Source organism: Ruegeria sp. CDSA193, assembly GCF_059611885.1.
Genome location: NZ_JBXWPN010000007.1, coordinates 132,848 through 150,167 on the forward strand (window position 1 = coordinate 132,848; position 17,320 = coordinate 150,167).

The 17,320-nt window shown below is 55.4% G+C and carries 20 protein-coding genes; 6 read left to right on the forward strand and 14 right to left on the reverse strand.

The features are described from left to right. Nucleotides 1-36: 36 nt before the first annotated feature. The 3 genes from AC2FLG_RS15055 to AC2FLG_RS15065 form a co-directional block, all read right to left on the reverse strand. Nucleotides 37-1,140: a site-specific DNA-methyltransferase gene (locus AC2FLG_RS15055; protein WP_142637139.1), complete on the reverse strand. Its 1,104-nt coding sequence runs from the start codon at nt 1,138-1,140 to the stop codon at nt 37-39. Nucleotides 1,141-1,246: 106 nt separating this feature from the next. After that, nucleotides 1,247-1,864, reverse strand: a complete 618-nt coding sequence (gene rnhB, locus AC2FLG_RS15060; RefSeq protein WP_496692538.1) for a ribonuclease HII — start codon at nt 1,862-1,864, stop codon at nt 1,247-1,249. A gap of 109 nt (nt 1,865-1,973) precedes the next feature. Beyond that, complete coding sequence (locus AC2FLG_RS15065) at nt 1,974-2,462, reverse strand: hypothetical protein (protein WP_496689943.1); 489 nt, start codon at nt 2,460-2,462, stop codon at nt 1,974-1,976. 175 nt (nt 2,463-2,637) lie between these two features. Between AC2FLG_RS15065 and AC2FLG_RS15070 the strand changes: the two genes are divergently transcribed. The 3 genes from AC2FLG_RS15070 (at nt 2,638) to AC2FLG_RS15080 (ending at nt 5,252) form a co-directional block, all read left to right on the forward strand. Further along, nucleotides 2,638-2,925 carry a hypothetical protein gene (locus AC2FLG_RS15070; protein WP_496689944.1) on the forward strand — a complete coding sequence of 96 codons (288 nt, stop codon included), beginning with the start codon at nt 2,638-2,640 and terminating at the stop codon, nt 2,923-2,925. Then, the gene (locus tag AC2FLG_RS15075; RefSeq protein WP_496689945.1) at nt 2,897-3,598 is read left to right on the forward strand and encodes a winged helix-turn-helix domain-containing protein; all 702 of its coding nucleotides are present in this window, start codon (nt 2,897-2,899) and stop codon (nt 3,596-3,598) included. Before AC2FLG_RS15070 ends, AC2FLG_RS15075 begins: the two co-directional genes overlap by 29 nt. Before the next feature lie 82 nt (nt 3,599-3,680). Continuing rightward, entirely contained in the window at nt 3,681-5,252 is a 1,572-nt protein-coding gene (locus tag AC2FLG_RS15080; protein ID WP_496706835.1) for a DUF427 domain-containing protein, read from the forward strand. 49 nt (nt 5,253-5,301) lie between these two features. Here the strand turns inward: AC2FLG_RS15080 and AC2FLG_RS15085 are convergent, their stop codons facing one another. The 6 genes from AC2FLG_RS15085 to AC2FLG_RS15110 all read right to left on the reverse strand — a co-directional run bounded on the left by AC2FLG_RS15085 (nt 5,302) and on the right by AC2FLG_RS15110 (nt 9,024). Next, nucleotides 5,302-6,093: a DUF1217 domain-containing protein gene (locus AC2FLG_RS15085; protein WP_496692541.1), complete on the reverse strand. Its 792-nt coding sequence runs from the start codon at nt 6,091-6,093 to the stop codon at nt 5,302-5,304. After that, complete coding sequence (flbT, locus tag AC2FLG_RS15090) at nt 6,090-6,491, reverse strand: flagellar biosynthesis repressor FlbT (RefSeq protein ID WP_271949613.1); 402 nt, start codon at nt 6,489-6,491, stop codon at nt 6,090-6,092. Before flbT ends, AC2FLG_RS15085 begins: the two co-directional genes overlap by 4 nt. After that, complete coding sequence (flaF, locus tag AC2FLG_RS15095) at nt 6,491-6,865, reverse strand: flagellar biosynthesis regulator FlaF (RefSeq protein ID WP_271949611.1); 375 nt, start codon at nt 6,863-6,865, stop codon at nt 6,491-6,493. The genes flbT and flaF overlap by 1 nt, the downstream gene beginning before the upstream one ends. A gap of 77 nt (nt 6,866-6,942) precedes the next feature. Continuing rightward, nucleotides 6,943-8,190 carry a flagellin N-terminal helical domain-containing protein gene (locus AC2FLG_RS15100; protein ID WP_496692542.1) on the reverse strand — a complete coding sequence of 416 codons (1,248 nt, stop codon included), beginning with the start codon at nt 8,188-8,190 and terminating at the stop codon, nt 6,943-6,945. A gap of 209 nt (nt 8,191-8,399) precedes the next feature. Next, nucleotides 8,400-8,759 carry a flagellar biosynthesis protein FlgN gene (locus AC2FLG_RS15105; RefSeq protein WP_496706836.1) on the reverse strand — a complete coding sequence of 120 codons (360 nt, stop codon included), beginning with the start codon at nt 8,757-8,759 and terminating at the stop codon, nt 8,400-8,402. Further along, on the reverse strand, nt 8,752-9,024 hold the full coding sequence (locus AC2FLG_RS15110) for a rod-binding protein (protein ID WP_142637161.1): 273 nt from the start codon (nt 9,022-9,024) through the stop codon (nt 8,752-8,754). The genes AC2FLG_RS15105 and AC2FLG_RS15110 overlap by 8 nt, the downstream gene beginning before the upstream one ends. Before the next feature lie 112 nt (nt 9,025-9,136). On the opposite strand from AC2FLG_RS15110, the gene AC2FLG_RS15115 reads away from it, so the two are divergent. The 3 genes from AC2FLG_RS15115 to AC2FLG_RS15125 are packed head-to-tail and all read left to right on the forward strand — an operon-like array spanning nt 9,137 to nt 11,940. Beyond that, nucleotides 9,137-10,348 (forward strand): flagellar hook-length control protein FliK, encoded by a 1,212-nt coding sequence (locus AC2FLG_RS15115; RefSeq protein WP_496706839.1) that lies wholly within the window; start codon nt 9,137-9,139, stop codon nt 10,346-10,348. A 2-nt stretch (nt 10,349-10,350) separates the two neighbouring features. Next, complete coding sequence (locus tag AC2FLG_RS15120) at nt 10,351-11,016, forward strand: flagellar hook capping FlgD N-terminal domain-containing protein (protein WP_496706841.1); 666 nt, start codon at nt 10,351-10,353, stop codon at nt 11,014-11,016. Between the two features lie 54 nt (nt 11,017-11,070). Continuing rightward, nucleotides 11,071-11,940, forward strand: coding sequence for a phosphotransferase (locus tag AC2FLG_RS15125; RefSeq protein WP_496706842.1), 870 nt, complete (start codon nt 11,071-11,073; stop codon nt 11,938-11,940). A gap of 3 nt (nt 11,941-11,943) precedes the next feature. On the opposite strand, the gene AC2FLG_RS15130 is transcribed toward AC2FLG_RS15125, so the two are convergent. The 5 genes from AC2FLG_RS15130 to AC2FLG_RS15150 all read right to left on the reverse strand — a co-directional run bounded on the left by AC2FLG_RS15130 (nt 11,944) and on the right by AC2FLG_RS15150 (nt 17,229). Beyond that, nucleotides 11,944-13,245, reverse strand: coding sequence for an NAD(P)/FAD-dependent oxidoreductase (locus AC2FLG_RS15130; protein WP_496706843.1), 1,302 nt, complete (start codon nt 13,243-13,245; stop codon nt 11,944-11,946). Beyond that, entirely contained in the window at nt 13,242-14,060 is an 819-nt protein-coding gene (locus tag AC2FLG_RS15135; protein WP_142637169.1) for an ABC transporter permease, read from the reverse strand. Before AC2FLG_RS15135 ends, AC2FLG_RS15130 begins: the two co-directional genes overlap by 4 nt. Next, the gene (locus AC2FLG_RS15140; protein ID WP_142637171.1) at nt 14,057-14,947 is read right to left on the reverse strand and encodes an ABC transporter permease subunit; all 891 of its coding nucleotides are present in this window, start codon (nt 14,945-14,947) and stop codon (nt 14,057-14,059) included. Before AC2FLG_RS15140 ends, AC2FLG_RS15135 begins: the two co-directional genes overlap by 4 nt. Beyond that, a complete protein-coding gene (locus tag AC2FLG_RS15145) occupies nt 14,947-16,074 on the reverse strand; it encodes an ABC transporter ATP-binding protein (RefSeq protein WP_142637173.1) in 1,128 nt (375 codons plus the stop codon). Before AC2FLG_RS15145 ends, AC2FLG_RS15140 begins: the two co-directional genes overlap by 1 nt. Nucleotides 16,075-16,143: 69 nt before the next feature. Further along, entirely contained in the window at nt 16,144-17,229 is a 1,086-nt protein-coding gene (locus AC2FLG_RS15150) for a polyamine ABC transporter substrate-binding protein (protein ID WP_142637176.1), read from the reverse strand. Between the last annotated feature and the right edge of the window lie 91 nt (nt 17,230-17,320).

Genomic DNA, 17,320 nt, shown 5'->3' on the forward strand with positions numbered 1-17,320 from the left:
TTGTGTCAGGCCACAGGCACCGGCGGTATTGGTCTATCAGTTGTGCATCTCGGACCGGATCTGCTGACGCAAGACGTCGATCGGCACGGTTTTGCCGTCGCGCTTGAAGCACCAGTAGGTCCAGCCGTTGCAGGAGGGCGCATTCTCGAGATGGGCGCCAACCTGATGGATCGAACCCTTGATATTTTGCCCCACCAGTGTCCCATCGGCGCGGACCTTGGCCTTGTGACGCTGGTTCATGGAATAGAGTTCCTCGCCCGGGCGTAGCATGCCTCGTTCGACCAACTGGCCAAAGGGCACGCGTGGCTCGGCGCGTTTGCTGGCGCTGACCTCCAGCGCTTCGCGGTCGAATTTACGCACTTTCGCGATGCGCTTTTCGGCCACTTTGCGATAACTTTCTTCGCGCTCGATCCCGATGAATTCGCGACCCAGCATCTTGGCCACGGCCCCCGTAGTCCCGGTGCCAAAGAACGGGTCCAGAATAACGTCACCCGGATTGGTTGATCCAACCAGCACGCGGTGCAGCAATGATTCCGGTTTCTGCGTCGGATGCGCCTTGTCGCCGTTTTCATCCTTGAGCCGTTCATGGCCAGTGCAGATCGGCAGCACCCAGTCGCTGCGCATCTGGACGCCTTCGTTCAACGCTTTCAGTGCCTCATAGTTGAAGGTGTATTTCGCCCCTTCACGCTTGGAGGCCCAGATCATTGTCTCATGCGCATTGGTGAACCGCTTGCCACGGAAATTCGGCATCGGGTTCGATTTGCGCCAAACTACATCGTTGAGGATCCAATACCCAGCATCCTGCAACGCAGACCCAACGCGGAAAATGTTGTGATACGATCCAATCACCCAGATCGCGCCATTGGGCTTCAGCAGACGATGGGCCGCCTTCAGCCATTCCCGCGTGAACTGGTCGTAGACGCCAAAGCTGGAAAACTGGTCCCAGTGATCATCGACTGCATCCACTTGGCTGTTATCGGGGCGGTGCAGTTGCCCTTTCAACTGCAGGTTATATGGGGGATCGGCAAAAATCAGGTCAACCGATGCCTCGGGCAGACTGTTCATCACTTCGATGCAGTCCCCGGATAGAATCGTGTTTACAGGGAGCGCTGTCGCGCCCTTTTTGGTGGTCGTTGTCATATCGCTGCCTCAAGTTCCACGGCGCTTATGCGCTCATTTGGTTGAGACAAGGATGAGTCAAAGACGATTCGCCGTCAATTTCTTTTTTGAATCAGCGGCTTACGATTTACTCTTGATACAACATATTGTGGACGGGCTTGAACGAAACTCTATGGTGAGGGGTCACACCAAGATTTCGCAGCGCATCCTTGTGTTGTTTTGACGGATAACCGGCATTTGTCTCCCAGCCGTATCCCGGATGCTGTTGCGCCAAATCCACCATCAGTTGATCGCGCCAGTTTTTGGCAAGGATCGAAGCTGCGGCGATCGACACGGAATGGGCATCGCCTTTGACCACTGCCTGTGCCGGAATGGCCAGTCCGCGCGGAATCATATTTCCGTCGATCAACAGATAATCAGGGGGGGGATCCAGCGCCGCCACCGCGCGCTCCATTGCCAGATGCGAGGCACGCAAGATGTTGTGCTCATCAATCTCGGCCACCGAAGCCTCGGCCACCGCGAATTCGGCGCAGCCACGCAGGGCAGTATCCAATGCGGCCCGGCGCTTGGCCGAGAGTTTCTTTGAATCGTTCAGACCTTGGGGAATTTCCGCGGGGTTCAGGACCACCGCCGCCGCCACAACAGGACCGGCCAGCGGACCTCGGCCAACCTCATCGACACCGGCAATCCGCAGATATCCCTGCGCAAGAGCGGCTTTTTCAATCTCATAATCTGGTGTGGTCATGTTTTGGGAAAATCCTGTTTTCCCCCATTGCGCAAGAAAAAAGAGAGGACAGCAATCGCTGCCCTCTCCGACGTGATGCTTCTAAGGCACCACTCCTGCTCGAACCGTATTACTTGTAAACGACGCGGTATCCCTGTTGGCGCAGGCACGCGGGTTCATAGGCCCGCTTGACCTTATTGCCATTCCAGAAACCGACCTTGCACTTTTTGGGCAGGCTATTGGCGTATTTGTAGTGCTTATCCAGGCAGCGCGTCCCCAGAAGCGGGCGCTTTTTGCCATAGCCCTTGAAGGTTTCCATGCACCGTTGCGGCAGACTATAGCGCGCAACGCGCTCGGGCAAGGGACGGATATGGTTCGGCCGATGCCTGGGGGTCCTCTGGATGTGCTGTTTGGGGGCCTGATACACGTGGTTGTAGTTGCGGGTAACCTTTTTGCTGTCGCCTTGCTTGTCAAAATGATGGATGGCAGCGCCAATCAAGGCAATCGCCGCCAGCCCGCCAAGAATATCTTCTGCATCAGCGGCACGGGCCTGGGATGCAGAAACGCCGGTGATTGCGACTGCAGAGGCGATGATCAGAGCGATGAATTTCTTATGCATGGTGCTGTCCTTTCGGGTACTCGGTGGACGTGATGACAGTCCGTAAATTCGATAACCCGACATTGGGGGTGTCCCCTTCAGACAAGCAATAACGCCGTTTTGTTATCTGATATCAGACCGCGAAACCCCTTTGCGTTATTGAATATCAACCAAAGCCATGCGCAGGATGCGGCCTATGAAACAGATCCTCTCTTCTCTGGCCATCGGGGCCCTGATATCGCTTAGTTCCATGGCGTCAGCAGCGGACTGCTATGCCGATTACAAGGCCAAGCAGGACAATCCGTTGCGCCTGCATTATGGCGTCATGCAGGTTTCGTCCTGCGGCAAAGGAAAAGCCAAAAAAGAGGTCGCGCAACGGCTGCGCGGCTCGGGCTGGACCCTGCTGAACGTCATGTCCGTTTTTGGGCCGGAAGGGTTGGATAAAAGGAAGGCCAATGCCGGAAAATTCTATCTCCGTTACTGAGGCACGGCGCTCGGGCGTCAGGTTGGTTGGCGCGGGCATCACGGTAATCGTTGTCATACTTGTGGCCTCTGCCGCCTTTCTGTTGTGGACATTGCCAGATGCAAACGCGTTCAATGCCCGCGTCGAACGTCTGTTCGTCGAGAGTGATCTGACCTCGCAGACCGAGATTCGCCTACTCGAGATTCTGGCCCAGTCCGGCACTGCCTTTGCCGATACATTGTCCAGTTACCGCATGGTTATCTTTGTTTTGCTGGTTTTCGCCACTGCAATGCTGATTGCTGCGCTGGTGTTTCTGGTCATGCTGGTGCTGTTGAACCGACGCATGGCACAGATTGAGCGCACTGGGATTCAGGTCACTTCACTTTTGATCAGCCGGGAAGAGAATACCGTCTATCTCAATAACATGGATTTCAAACTGACTGCGTCGGCGATGGAAACCCTGTCAGTTCTTGCCGAATCCCGGTTGGATGACGAGGTACTATCCGGCATTCAGATCGAGGCGATGATTTCCGGCAAAAGCACCGCTGATTGTGACGAGGCTGCTGGCGCGACGCGGATCAAGCGCCTGCGCGATGCTTTGGGCAATCAGATGGTCAGCGAGTTGCTGGTCAAGAACATCGCTAAAAAAGGCTATATGTTGTCGATTGAAAAAGACGTCATTCAGATGATTTGATATTGGGAAAATCCTGCTCTGCCCCTTGGAAAACACGGATCAAACGCCCATCCTATAAAGACCCGTGCCAGGGAGGATGATTATGAACGTTCACGTGACTCCAAATATCAAAGGCTATGGGATCTCGGTCGAACCACTTGTCGGCCGTATCGCAATCTACCGGGATGAGATCCTTCTGGCTGAAAGCTTTGATGCCAAGGTAATGTACGAAACTCGGTTGCCGCCGATGATCTACATCCCCCGTCAGGATGTACATGTCGATCTCAGCGATGAGACCGAACTTCAGACATTCTGCCCGTTCAAGGGCACCGCCACTTACCACGATGTCGTTCTGGCGGATCAACGATTGGCCAACTCCGTCTGGGCTTACGAGAATGCCCTGCCCGAAAGCGCCGCGATCCAGGGCCATATCGGCTTTATGCCCACCGCATATACGCGGGTTGAGCTGGGTGAAAACAACCTGCGCAACCCGGAAGACGGCAATATCAGCGGGCCGCTGATTGATTGGCTGATGCGGGGGGCCAGTGATCTCAGCACGCCCGAAGCATTCACCAAAGCGCTGGCCGAGAAGATGCTGGAACATGGAATTGCCATTCAGCGCCTCAGTATCCTTGCCTGGTCCTTACATCCGTTGATCGCGGGCAAACACTATATTTGGGAAAAGGGTGAGGCCGAGATTTCGACCAATGTGCCCACCTATGAAATCCACGACCACCCCGCCTATATCAACAGCCCTCTGCGCCACGTGTCCAACGGTATGGGCGGCGTGCGCCAAAGGCTGAATGACGAGAACCCTCAGCACAGCTTTCCAATCATGGAAGACCTGCGCGCCAAAGGGGCGACTGACTATGTCGCGATGCCCCTGCCATTTTCCGACGGGCGCACCAATGTCTTGACGCTGACTTGCGATCACCCCGACGGGTTCACAACGGCCAATCTTGGGCTGGTGTTCGAATGCTCCTCGGTGATTGCCCGGTTCTACGAAGTCTTCATGCAGCGCGAAAACGCCCAGGTATTGCTGGAAACCTATGTCGGAAAGCGGACCGGCGCGCGTGTCCTGGGCGGAGAAATCCGTCGTGGCGACGGGGATGAGATTGATGCAGCCATCATGTTCTGCGACTTGCGCAATTCTACCCTGTTGGAAGAAAAGCTGGGCCGCGCCGCCTATATCAACCTGCTGAATGACTTCTTTGAAACGGTCTCGGGCATCGTCGACGAAAACGGTGGTGAAGTTCTAAAATTCATCGGGGATGCTGTTCTTGCTGTATTCCCGGCAGGCGAAGATTCTACCTTAGCCCGCGAAAACGCGCAGCGATCAGCAGTTGGAATCGTTGAAAGGCTTGGAGAGCTGCGCAAGTCCGGGTCGGACATGCATTGCGACTGTTCGATTGGTGTCGCTTATGGGCGCGTAACTTACGGCAATATCGGGTCGCGCGAACGGTTAGACTTCACCGTCATCGGACAAGCGGCAAACGTCGCCGCACGGCTTGGGGAATACAGCAAGATCGTGAATCACAGGATCGTTGTTACCAAAGACATCGTGCCGGCCTGTACAGACGCTTTGCCACTTGGAGAGGTCAAGCTGCACAACGTGTCACAACCCGTGTGCTCATACGCGCTCAAAACCTCGGCGGACGCGATTCTGAACGGCTAGTCGCGCGAAGTTGCGTTTGATACTCACGCATCTTGCGATAGGGACAGCACTATCCGCCCAGCAGAAGCAACGCGGTTTGGGCCGGGGAAATTGTGCTTTGAAGCTGCGAGATCTGACTGCGCGCAAGGTATCTGTCGGTCAAATCCCCGATCGCCTCTTCATCCGCGAACTGCGCTAAATCGTCAGATCCAGTCAGGTTCGACAACCTGTCCTTGAACACCTCAAGCTGCTTGTCGATGTCCAACTGACCAAAGCTTGAAGGCAACCCAAGTGCCATCTCCATCATCTTTCGCAACGGCGGAAGGCCCATCAAGTCGAACCATTTCGTGTCACCACTGCTGTCTTGCGATGCCAACTCAGCCAGCGCATGTTTTGCATAGAGGGATATGCGCATTGTCTCGTCCTGTTCACCCACGGCGACCTCAAAGCGTGAGGTCACGTTGTCCCGGGCAATATCCTCCATAAATGTCGAAAGAATGGTTCTTCGAATTTCGCCAGGGCCCAGTCCAAATGCCTCAGAGAATTCACGGTATCTTTTATCAGATAGGCGATTGGACAATGCATCATCTGCGCTTGTTCCATCTGACAGGATTTTCTGGATGAAATAGCGGTTGTCAATGTCGCCCTCCAGACCAAATGCGCCCAAGGCAACCTGTAGCAACCGGCGGTCAGAAACCAGATCTTCAGCCGTCTGAACCTTGCCGATGTTTTCCCGGAAATACGTCGCCTCACGCTCATTGACCGACGAAGAGGAAAAGCTGTTCAACTGGCCTTCGTAGGTGCGTTGAAGGAACCGCCAGCCAACAATGCCACCTGAGGGTATGACCGGCTGAAAGGTCATTGCTGGTAGGCCATGAGGCGCTCTTCTCGCGGTAGCAGAGCACGCAGGGATTTAAGGCATTTGTAATACTGCTCGGCCAACAAGGCTTCGGTTGCCTCGGCCAAAACTCTGCGGCTGTCCGCATCCGTAAACACTTGGCTCAACTCTTCCACCCGACGCAGCAGTTGTTGGCGGGCGCTTTCAGCTTCCATGTCTCCAGACAGAACCAGTTGCGTCGCATAGCACACTCTGCGAACGGGTGTGTTCACCTCGTCAGGATGTATCGCATCGCGCAAACGCAGGACATTTGCCTGTGGTGTCATGATTGAAAACCGACTTCTACGATCGCCGTTTTCCACAACTACACCATTAATCAGCACCCGTTCTTTTGGGGCAAGCTTCAATACCAAACCCGCCATCAGTTCGCACCCATTTGCCGAAGGCCTTTAAGAACGGCCATGTTTATTTCCAGAAGGGGCTCTACCGAAGCCTTATTGCTGAGTATCTGGCTGCTGTGCTGTTCGGTGAACTCAGCAAGATAGAAAATCCGGGCGCGAAGGTCATTCGGCAAGGCGTTATCGGAATCGGCGACCCCGTTTGCCAACACAGACCAAAGCCTCCGGTTTTCATGCAAAGCCTGAACAAACGCTCCAAAGTCGGTTTTGTGCCGCGCGGCCGCAGCCTTCAACCGATGCGTGATCTTGGAAATCGCCTCATATTCCGTATCACGCGGTGTGCGCGTCGGAGCAGCGGTCTGCGCATAGGCGCGTTGTGCAAGAGTTTGCGGTGTCACTTGAAATCCTTCCAAAAGGCCGTCTTACGGCGGTCAAAGCCGGGGCGCGTTTCCACGCCCCGGCCAGGGTCCTGAACTTAGCGGAACAGCGACAGGATCGACTGCGGCGCCTGGTTGGCAATCGACAACGACTGCGTTGCCAGTTGCTGCTGTACCTGCAGGGCCTGCAGACGGGCCGAGGTTTCTTCCATATCGGCGTCAACCAGCGCTCCGATACCGGACTTGAACGAGTCAGAAAGATTCGAGATGAATTCTTTCTGCGTTTCGATCCGGCCCTGAGACGAACCGAACGCCGCAGATGCATCAATGGACGTGTCGATCAAGGTCTCGATAGTACCCAGCGCCGCCTGAGCACCAGCATCTGTCGAAACATCAATCGAAGCCAACGCCCCCAGGCCACCTGCATTGGCATTGGTGAACTGCGCCGAGACAGTAACGTCCCGATCAGCGTCGGCACCAGCCGTCGCAGCACCGGTTACAAATGTCAAAGTGCCCGGGTTGGCTGAGTCATAGTCGATTGCGACACCCGTGATCCCCAGGGAATCGATCTGATTTTTCAGGCCAACGGCAACAATGGCATCCGTATAAGCGGCGTCATATGTTCCAGATGGGTCCAGATCAGCAGCTTGCACCGTGTAGGACGCAACCTTGTCACCTATAGTGATCGAGATCTTGTCACCAGCAGCAAAGTTGTCCGTTGAACTGTCCACCACGATGTCGCCGGTTCCACCAGCTTTGTCCATCGTGAAGCCCGCGGCGTCATTGTCGGTTGTGACGTTGTCCGAGCCGGCCAGAACACCTTTGCTGGCATACCCACCTGTGGACAGGTTCTGCGAGGCCACCGAAATCGAAGATGCGGTTACGTTGCCACTGGAGTCACGATCCAGAGACGACAGGATCGAGGCTGTACCCGCCGAACCGTCAACCAGGTTAAGCCCGTTAAACTGCGCCGCTCCAACCACCGATGCGATCTGATCTTTAAGAGCAGTCACGTCGTCATTGATTTTGCCGCGGTCAACGTTGTCTTCCTGTGCCGCAACGATCTTCTCTTTCATCTGGGACAGCAAGTCAGTGACTGTCTCAGACGCATTCCGGGCCACCGCAACGGTCGATTCACCCAGTGCCAAACTGTCTTTGATGGCGTTGAACCCCTTAACGTCCGACTCCATGACTTTGGAAATCGCCCAGACGGCTGAATTGTCCTTGGCTGTGGCAACGTCCTTACCAGTTGAAATCGCGTTCTGGGTCTGCGCCAGGTTCTTGTTGACCGATTTCAGGGTTTGCAGCGCAACCATGGCGCCATTGTTGGTCAGAATGCTAGACATAGCTTTCTTCCTTTTCCGTTCGGGCTTTTTCGCCCTTGCTTACCCCGCAACATGTGCGGGCTTTGACGTCTTTCTGATCACTGCGACCCGCCGACGGGCTGTTCGCGCCACCTGAGTTTTCCAGATGCAGGATCACCTTTGACGCCGATCTCCTAACGGAGTGCTAAGACTCGAAAATCCGAAAGTTCGGATTTGATTCAATCCTCGTGCTAGGCCCGCTTTTCCAGCTTTGCGTGACTGCGAACGGCAAAATCGCTGCGTTGCCCATCCGCTCCATAAGTACTGAATTCCTGACGCACTCGGCGCAGTTCAGCCATGCGCCCGGCAACCGCCCGAATCCCTTCGGCCGCGCTGTTCAGCAGAGCCTGATTCCGGTCGACTTTCTTTTGAACCCCAATCAGTTCATCACTATCAATCACCTCAAGATCATTGATCGCACCGATCAGATTTTCCTTTTCCGGGGCCATGTGATTCAACCGATCCAGATCCCCGGTCACCAAGGCGTTGCGTTCAAGGTCCAGAATTTCTTCAAGAGATTTGATCAGGTCATGTTCAGACTTGTTAGGCATTGGTATTCTCCATCATGGACTGAAACAGGATTTCGGACAGGCCAACACCGCCGGACCTGGCAAGCTGCAGTGCCTGCTGCTGAACAAGAAACGATGAAAACTGGTCTTCACCCGCACCGCCGCCGAACGAATCTCGGGATTCGCCCAGGCCTGCGGACTTAAGCATTTCAGACAGGAACGCCGCCTCAAGCTCTACCGCAGCATCTTTCAGCTTTTGCTCAACAGACAAGGGCTGCGGCGCCGCTGGAATACCAGATAGCTTCATAGCTTTCTCCAAAAATTGCATCGAACTTTCTGGATCAAAGATGAAAGCGGTTAAAATAAACGTAACTTCCTGCGGGCAAATTCCTGGTTACGCAAACCGGAGCCGGAGCAAAATGCCCAACCCTCTTATATTGTCCACACCCTCGACCGCCAGCGCCGCAAAATCTGAAACTGCCGCCAAGGGACACCCAATCTCGGAAGGGGCTGACACCTTTGCTGAGGTAATGGAGCAGGAATTGCAGCGTTCCGAAGGTGACAGCTTGAATGAGAACGTGCCCGAACTGACCAATAATGCCGAGGTGCAGGTTGAAGAGGATGTGGTCGAAGAAGACTCTGTTGATCTTGCCACCAGCCTGTCGGGAAAACCTGTAACTGACCCGCCCACCCGCGCGCCGGCGCAGGACGAAGAGATGGCACCTGAGGAAACGCCGGCATCGCTGCCCGAACCTGACAAGGCCGTAATACTCGCAGCGCCAAACAATGCGACCCCCGATCCTCGGGGGGATGCGCTTGGAAACGCGGCGCAGCACGCCCGATCTGAGGTTTCGGCTTTGTTGCAGGCGAAAACCGCACAGCAAAAACCGGAACACAATCTGCCGCAAACCACTATTGCAAAGGGCTATCGGACCAAGGCGTCGATACCCTCGGATTCTGCGCCCGGAAAACCCGAAGTGCCAGAACCAAAGCTGGTTTCGCGAGATACACCAGATGCGGCTCAGGCTCCCAAAGCCACCGGTTCACCGCCGACAACACAATCCGTTCCGACATTTGTTCAAATGCAACTGATGGCGTCTGCCAAGGTGCAGGACGTTGATTTGGTATCAGACCCCGACGCCGAGGGGATTCTGCCCGCGCGCGAAAGCCAGCCATTTTCAACGGCACGGGATACGTCGGCAAGCCATCAGCACTTTTTAACCTCAGCACGGGCAGAAACGGCGCGGGCAATCGCGGGGCAGATGGCCGCTGCGATACATGCAAGACCACAATCCGGCACGATTGAACTGACCTTAAATCCGGAAGAGCTGGGCAAGATCTCAATCGTCATGAATGGCCGGGATGACGGGTTGCAGATGACGATCGCAGCCGAGCGGCCGGAAACTCTGGAAATGATGAGGCGACATCTTTCGGTTCTTGAGGCTGAGTTCAAAAACCTCGGGCTTGGCGATCTGTCTTTCAATCTGGGTGGTTCGTCAGACGGCCAGTCCGAAAGCGCGGATAGACACGCAGATTCCGGTCTGAATACAACCCAGACCGAAATAGATCAGGCCAGCGAGCCGGTCTTAACCCGGATCGGCCATAGTGGCCGCGTTGATATGAGGCTTTGAGCATGATCACACCCGCACAGAATACAAGCTCTACCGCCGCGCAGGCACAGTCTTCGGCGAAATCTGGAACATCCGGCCTGGCCTCGGATTTTGAAACCTTCCTTCTGATGCTGACCGCCCAGGCCCGCAACCAAGACCCGCTGGAGCCGCTGGACTCATCGGAATACGCCTCACAGCTTGCTCAATTCTCGATGGTCGAACAGCAGGTTCAAACCAACGATCTGCTTACTGCGCTTGCCTATTCACTTGGTAGCGTCAACCTTGAAGAGCTTGCCAGCTGGGTCGGGATGGATGTGCGAACCGCCTCGGCCTTTCATTTCGACGGTTCACCAGAAACGCTGTATGCGCAGGCCGACCCCGGGGCGGACAGCGCCTTTATGGTGATCCGCAACGACTCGGACGAGGTCGTTGAACGCATCGCTGTTTCTACGACGGAATCCGAGTTTGTCTGGGCCGGAACCGATGACGATGCCGCCCCGTTACCGGCAGGAAATTATACCGCAACAATGGAAAGTTATGACGGCGATGAACTGCTGTCTGAACGCATCGCCTCAGCGTATAATCAGGTTCTGGAGGCGCAGGTCGGCACTGATGCAGTGTTGCTGACGCTCGCTGGCGGAGAGGTGGTGCCAGCAGGAATAGTCACTGCGGTGCGAACAGGAGCTTGATCTACGGTTAACGACAGGCGAAACCAAGGCAATGCCCGACTCGTTGACTGATTGGTGATCTCCCTGCCTCAAATACCGTCCCCACCGCGCGACCTTGTTGCTCAACTTGTCAGGCTCGGATTTGCCAGCGCTGGGGCACAGTTCGAAACTCTGTATGGTGGCAGGACAAACCGGGTGTGGAAGGTGCTGGGCGACGACAGTGATCAGGTATTGAAACTGTACCGCTCGGACCTGGAAAACCCATTGTTTCGCAACGATCCCGCATTGGAAGCCGCCTGTCTGCGGGCACTGGCTTCTTCTGGGGTTGTGCCGCGATTGCGGGCAACGGGACAACATGACAACGGATATTGGGTGTTCTACGACCACGCACAGGGCACCCCCTGGCGGTCTGACCCGGCCCCAGTGGCCCGGTTGCTGCACCGCCTGCATTCGCTCAACCTAAACATAGAGAACGCACCCACCGGTAAAAACGGTAGCGCAGATCTGGCCGAACATGGTCAAAGCATTCTGGCGATGTGCACATCGGATCGACGGGCTCAGCTGAAAAAGATGCAACCACAGCATCATATTTTGCGGTCGGATCACACTTGCCTGATTCACGGCGACCCGGTGGCGGGAAACATCCTCGTCGCATCCTCTGGTCTGACGCTGATTGACTGGCAATGCCCAGCCGTTGGTGATCCTTGCGAGGACCTTGCGCTGTTCCTGTCACCCGCCATGCAATATCTTTACAGAGGTGCGGTTTTGACCGTCGACGAGCAACAGTCCTTTCTTTCGGCCTATGACCGGCAGGAAACCGTAAACCGCTACCGGTCTTTGCGCCGCTGGTACGGGTGGAGGATGGCGGCCTACTGCCTATGGCGCGCAGAACATGGGGCACCGGATTATGAACAAGGGCTCGAGCTGGAACTGGCCGCTTTGTGAGTGTCAGAGGTCGGCCAGTGCCATTAACGCATAGGCTGGCGGCATCAGCGCCCGCCGCCAGGACCCAAGTGGAAAACGCCGCGGGGGTCGGGCCATTGGCTCAGGCAATTCCGCATCCTGTCCAAGCACCATGCGACTAAGCGCCCGCCCACAATAGGTACCCATCGCGACACCGTTTCCATGATAGGCCAGCCCGGCAAACATCCCATTCTGACCCGGAACGGGCCCTGCGAACGGCGTCAGATCCTGGGTAAGGCACACCATCCCTGACCACATATTGGTCACGTCCACATCGGCCCATGTCGGAAACATGGCCTTGAAATCACGCTGCACCTTTTGCCGGATCGCAGCCTCGGCCTTAGGTGATGAGCGCAGGCCACCGCGCATCCCAAACAGAAACCGTCGATCCGGCATAAGACGAAAATAGTGCAGAAGATTTCGTGTATCGTAAGACATCTGATCCGAGGTCCAGCCCTGCGCCGACACCTCAGCCTCGGTCAATGGGCGGGTCACCAGAACGGTTGATTGCGCTGGCATATAGCGCCCAGACAGCCATTCAGGCATGTTTTCACTGGAATATCCGTTGGTGCATATCAGTACATTCGACGCTTTGATCCGTCCTGACGCGGTTCGAACATCAAAGCTCGCGCTGGTTTTGGTGATGTCTCTGGCCATGGTTTTCTGAAAAAATCGGACCCCAACGGAAGCGGCCGCATTTGCAATGCCGAACAGGTATTTCCGGGGGTTCAGACCAAATCCGACCGGCACGCTATAGCCCCCGAAAAAATCCCCACCCAACCCGAGCCCGGGCAGGTCGGCCGCCTCATGCAAGCAGCCCCCGTCATCCGCCGAGCGTCGCAATTTCTCCATGGCGCGGGCGGTGTGGGCCAGGGCGGTCTCGCCCTTGGAATGAACGTCCGCTTCGATCTGATGCGCCTCAAGCAGGTCGGCGACAAGATTGACCGCATCCACTTCGGCCTGGGCAAATCTTTCGGCCCCCTCGACCCCATATCGCCGAGCCATGCCACGATCGCTCAGCTTTGACCCACCTCGGCAGCAAAACCCACCATTGCGACCCGAGGCACCCCACCCCGGCGTCTCCGCCTCGAGAACTGCGACGGATAGGCCTGCCTGCCCCAGGAAAAGCGCGGCTGTAACACCTGTGAACCCGCCGCCGATGATGGCGACATCCACGCTCAGATCATCCTGCAACACCGGCCAGTCCGGTGCTGCGATAGTTTCATCCCACCAGCACCCTGATCGCGGTCCAGATCCATAGGTGAACTCAGGGAACAGGCGTTTCATTCCGCACGCACTGCCGCCATCTCATCCTGTTTCTGCCGGACCATCGCGCGCTTGGTGACCAAAGATGCTGCTATGACACCGACCGTCACGACCGCAATCATGATCGTGGATAGCGCATTGATTTCTGGGCTGACGCCCAACCGCACAGCTGAGAAAATCTTGATCGGCAGAGTCGTGGCTGACGGGCCCGATGTGAATGATGCGATCACCAGATCATCCAGCGACAGCGTAAAAGCCAATAGCCAGCCTGAAATCACCGCCGGGGCGATGATCGGCAGGGTGACAAGACGGAAGGCTTGTGCGGGTGAGCACCCAAGATCCAACGCTGCCTCTTCCAGAGACTGATCAAACGTGACCAGACGTGAGGATACAACAACCGACACGAAGCACATTGAAAAGGTCGTATGTGCCAGCACGATGGTCAAAATACCCCGGTCCAGTCCAATTCCGATGAACAGCAGCAAAAGCGACAGGCCAGTGATCACTTCGGGCATCACAAGAGGCGCATAGATCATGCCCGAAAACAGAGTCCGGCCAAAGAACCGCCCACCGCGTACCAGCACATAGGCCGCCGCCGTACCCAGAATGGTAGCCAGGGTCGACGAGAATACTGCAACCCGCAAGGTGACCCAGGCAGCATCAAGAAACGCTTCGTTCTGGACCAACTCACCATACCATTTGGTCGAAAATCCAGCCCAAACCGTGACCAGTTTGCTTTCGTTAAAAGAGAAGATGATCAAAATGAGCATCGGGATATAGAGAAACGCGAAACCAAGCGTCAACGAGACGACGTTGAACCAGCTTAACCTGTTCATTGCTCAGCCTCCGTCTGTTTCTGCTGGTTGCGCTGGAACAGCACGATGGGAATCACAAGGATCAGCAACAGCACAACTGCCACGGCACCGGCCACCGGCCAGTCGCGGTTCGAGAAGAACTCCTCCCACAATACTTTGCCGATCATCAATGTCCCGGATCCTCCGAGCAATGATGGGATCACAAATTCGCCGATCACCGGAATCATCACCAGGAAACAACCCGCGATGATACCCGGGCGTGACAAGGGGATCGTTATCAGCCAGAAGGCCTGAATACGCGAACAGCCCAAATCCTCTGCGGCCTCGATCAGCGACTCGTCCATTCGTTCAAGCGCGGAATAGATCGGCAGAATCATGAAGGGCAGATAGGTATAGACGATACCGATATAGACAGCTGTGTTGGTGTTCAGAATGGTCAGCGGGGTCGAGATGATGCCCGTCCACAGCAGCAGTTGGTTCAGGTAACCTTCGTTGCTGAGAATACCCATCCAAGCATAGACCCGGATCAGGAACGACGTCCAGAACGGCAGGATTACCAGCATCATCAACGTCGGGCGCCACTCAGCCGGTGCGCGGGCCATGCCATACGCGATAGGATACCCCACCAGCAAAGTCAGTATGGTAGAAATCAACGCGATTTTGACGCTGGACAGGTAAGCTTTCCAATACAGGTCATCTTCTGTTAGCCAGACGAAATTCTCAAAATCCAGCTGGCTGAAGAAATCCCTGAGCCCGGCCCAGCCCTGAGATAAATCCAGTGTCGGCGTGTAAGGCGGGATGGCCAGTTCCGTGTCCGAAAGCGAGATTTTCAGAACGATGAAAAATGGCACCAGAAACAGCGCCAAAAGCCAGACATACGGGACGGCGATCAGAAGGGCGCGGCGCATCAATCCGCCAACAGAACCGCGGCGGTGGCTGTCCAGGACAGCCAGACCGGGTCTTCCCATGTAAAGGAACGACGCGAAATGCGACGGGTATTTGCCGTCTGCGCCTTGATAATCGTGCCGTTATTCAGTTCGACGTGATAAGTGGACAGATTGCCCAGATAGGCAATGTCAAGCACCTTGCCCTGCACTGCGTTGATTGCATCCGCAGGACGATCAACCGAGATCGTCACCTTCTCGGGGCGGATCGCCAGATGACATAGCTGGCCGTTCGAAAACTCTGTGGTCGAGGACGCAGTCAAAGGTGCCTGACCTTCAGCCCAGTCAATCTGATAGGTCTCATCAGCGCTTGCCGTGGCTCGGCCCTGGATGATGTTCACGTCGCCAATGAAATCGGCCACATAGACCGAACTGGGATTCTCATAAATCCGGTCGGGTGTCGCCACTTGTATCAGATTACCCTGATCCATTACCGCAACCCGGCTGGCCACGGTCATCGCCTCTTCCTGATCATGGGTCACGATCACAAAGGTGGTGCCGGTCTTTTCCTGAATATCCATCAACTCGAATTGCGTATCCTGTCGCAGTTTCTTATCCAGCGCCCCCAAAGGTTCGTCTAGCAACAGCAGCTTCGGCGCTTTTGCCAGGGATCGTGCAAGCGCCACGCGCTGACGCTGACCACCCGAGATCTGGTGCGGTTTGCGACGGGCGAATTGTTCAAGCCGGGTCAGGCGCAACATCTCTTCGACACGATCCATAAGATCATGCTTTGGCATATTGTCCCGACGCAGACCAAAGGCGATATTTTCCCAGATAGATAGATGCGGAAACAGCGCGTAGGATTGGAACATCATGTTCACCGCCCGTTTGTTCGGCGGAATGGGATCTATATCCTGCCCGCCCAGCAGAATATGCCCTTCGGTCGGTTTTTCAAACCCGGCCAACATTCGCATCATCGTGGTCTTGCCGCAGCCCGAGGGCCCTAGCAGAGCAAAGAATTCTTTCTCAAATATATCCAAGGACAGATTGTCGATGGCCGTGAACTCACCAAACCGTTTGGTGACATTCTGGAACTGGATCAGAGGTTTCGCCTGTGGGTCTTCCCACGGCACAAAAACAGTAGAATTCAAAACGGCCCCCGTTCGGCAATCTGAAAAGAATGGCAGGGCGGTTGGTCCGCCCTGCTGAAACAAGCCGGATCAGGTGCCCGATTTGATCTTGGTCCACAAACGGGTCACGACCCGCTGTATCTTCGACGGGTAAGGCGTCGTGATATAGAGGTTTTGCATGGTCGCATCATCCGGATAGATGGCCGGATCACCGATCACGTCTTCCTCAAGAAATTCTTGCGAAGCCTTGTTGCCATTGGCGTAGTAAACATAGTTCGAGGCCGCAGCCATATTGTTGGCATCCAGAATGAAATTCAGGAATTTATGCGCACCCTCCGGGTTCGGAGCATCAGCCGGAATCGCCATCTGGTCGAACCACATCAACGACCCTTCAGCAAAGGGATGGTACTCAATTTCAACACCATTATCGGCTTCGGCCGCACGATCGCGGGCCTGCAGGATATCACCCGACCATCCCACGGCAACACAGATGTCGCCATTGGCCAATGCGTTGATATATTCCGAACTGTGGAACTTCTGAATGTGTGGTCGAACGCTGGTCAAAACCGCCTCGGCCTTGCCAATAACATCTTTGTCGTGGCTGTCCGGGTCTTCACCCAGATATTGCAGAACCATCGGAATGATTTCTGCCGGAGCATCCAGGAAATGAACGCCGCAGGATGCAAGTTTCTCCATATTCTCGGGTTTCAGAACCAGATCCATGCTGTTCAGCGCAACATCCTCGCCCAACGCTTCCTGCACTTTTCCAACATTTACACCAAGCCCGGTTGTGCCCCACATGTAGTTGATAGAATAGGCGTTGTCCGGGTCATACCCGGCAGTACGTTCCTGAATCACATCCCACAGATTGCCTGAATTCGACAGCTGTGCAGCGTCAAGCGCCTGAAAGGCTCCAGCCTGGATCTGACGCTGAAGGAAAGTACCCGAAGGCACCACCACGTCATAGCCTGATCCACCGGCCAGCATCTTGGTCTCCAATACCTCGTTGCTGTCAAAAACATCATAAATCAGAGTCAGACCGGTATCTTCCTCGAACTTTGTCAGAAGCTCTTCGTCGATATAGTCGGACCAGTTGTAAACACGCACCTCTTCAGCGAAGGCCGCCGAAGTCCCCAATGCGATGACCGCTGTCATGGTCAGCGTTTTGATTGTCATATTATTCTCCCTGCAAGTGTACGCGCTATTTTCCCGTTTTTTTGGATTTGATCAAGTTTTGCGTTTTCGCACGATCCGTCGTATGGTTTCA

Excerpts from the sequence above, each read along its gene's own strand:
- AC2FLG_RS15055 (WP_142637139.1), bottom strand. The coding sequence starts at position 1,140 with ATGACAACGACCACCAAAAAGGGCGCGACAGCGCTCCCTGTAAACACG.
- rnhB (WP_496692538.1), bottom strand. The coding sequence starts at position 1,864 with ATGACCACACCAGATTATGAGATTGAAAAAGCCGCTCTTGCGCAGGGA.
- AC2FLG_RS15065 (WP_496689943.1), bottom strand. The coding sequence starts at position 2,462 with ATGCATAAGAAATTCATCGCTCTGATCATCGCCTCTGCAGTCGCAATC.
- AC2FLG_RS15070 (WP_496689944.1), top strand. The coding sequence starts at position 2,638 with ATGAAACAGATCCTCTCTTCTCTGGCCATCGGGGCCCTGATATCGCTT.
- AC2FLG_RS15075 (WP_496689945.1), top strand. The coding sequence starts at position 2,897 with ATGCCGGAAAATTCTATCTCCGTTACTGAGGCACGGCGCTCGGGCGTC.
- AC2FLG_RS15080 (WP_496706835.1), top strand. The coding sequence starts at position 3,681 with ATGAACGTTCACGTGACTCCAAATATCAAAGGCTATGGGATCTCGGTC.
- AC2FLG_RS15085 (WP_496692541.1), bottom strand. The coding sequence starts at position 6,093 with ATGACCTTTCAGCCGGTCATACCCTCAGGTGGCATTGTTGGCTGGCGG.
- flbT (WP_271949613.1), bottom strand. The coding sequence starts at position 6,491 with ATGGCGGGTTTGGTATTGAAGCTTGCCCCAAAAGAACGGGTGCTGATT.
- AC2FLG_RS15100 (WP_496692542.1), bottom strand. The coding sequence starts at position 8,190 with ATGTCTAGCATTCTGACCAACAATGGCGCCATGGTTGCGCTGCAAACC.
- AC2FLG_RS15105 (WP_496706836.1), bottom strand. The coding sequence starts at position 8,759 with ATGCCTAACAAGTCTGAACATGACCTGATCAAATCTCTTGAAGAAATT.
- AC2FLG_RS15110 (WP_142637161.1), bottom strand. The coding sequence starts at position 9,024 with ATGAAGCTATCTGGTATTCCAGCGGCGCCGCAGCCCTTGTCTGTTGAG.
- AC2FLG_RS15115 (WP_496706839.1), top strand. The coding sequence starts at position 9,137 with ATGCCCAACCCTCTTATATTGTCCACACCCTCGACCGCCAGCGCCGCA.
- AC2FLG_RS15120 (WP_496706841.1), top strand. The coding sequence starts at position 10,351 with ATGATCACACCCGCACAGAATACAAGCTCTACCGCCGCGCAGGCACAG.
- AC2FLG_RS15130 (WP_496706843.1), bottom strand. The coding sequence starts at position 13,245 with ATGAAACGCCTGTTCCCTGAGTTCACCTATGGATCTGGACCGCGATCA.
- AC2FLG_RS15135 (WP_142637169.1), bottom strand. The coding sequence starts at position 14,060 with ATGAACAGGTTAAGCTGGTTCAACGTCGTCTCGTTGACGCTTGGTTTC.
- AC2FLG_RS15140 (WP_142637171.1), bottom strand. The coding sequence starts at position 14,947 with ATGCGCCGCGCCCTTCTGATCGCCGTCCCGTATGTCTGGCTTTTGGCG.
- AC2FLG_RS15150 (WP_142637176.1), bottom strand. The coding sequence starts at position 17,229 with ATGACAATCAAAACGCTGACCATGACAGCGGTCATCGCATTGGGGACT.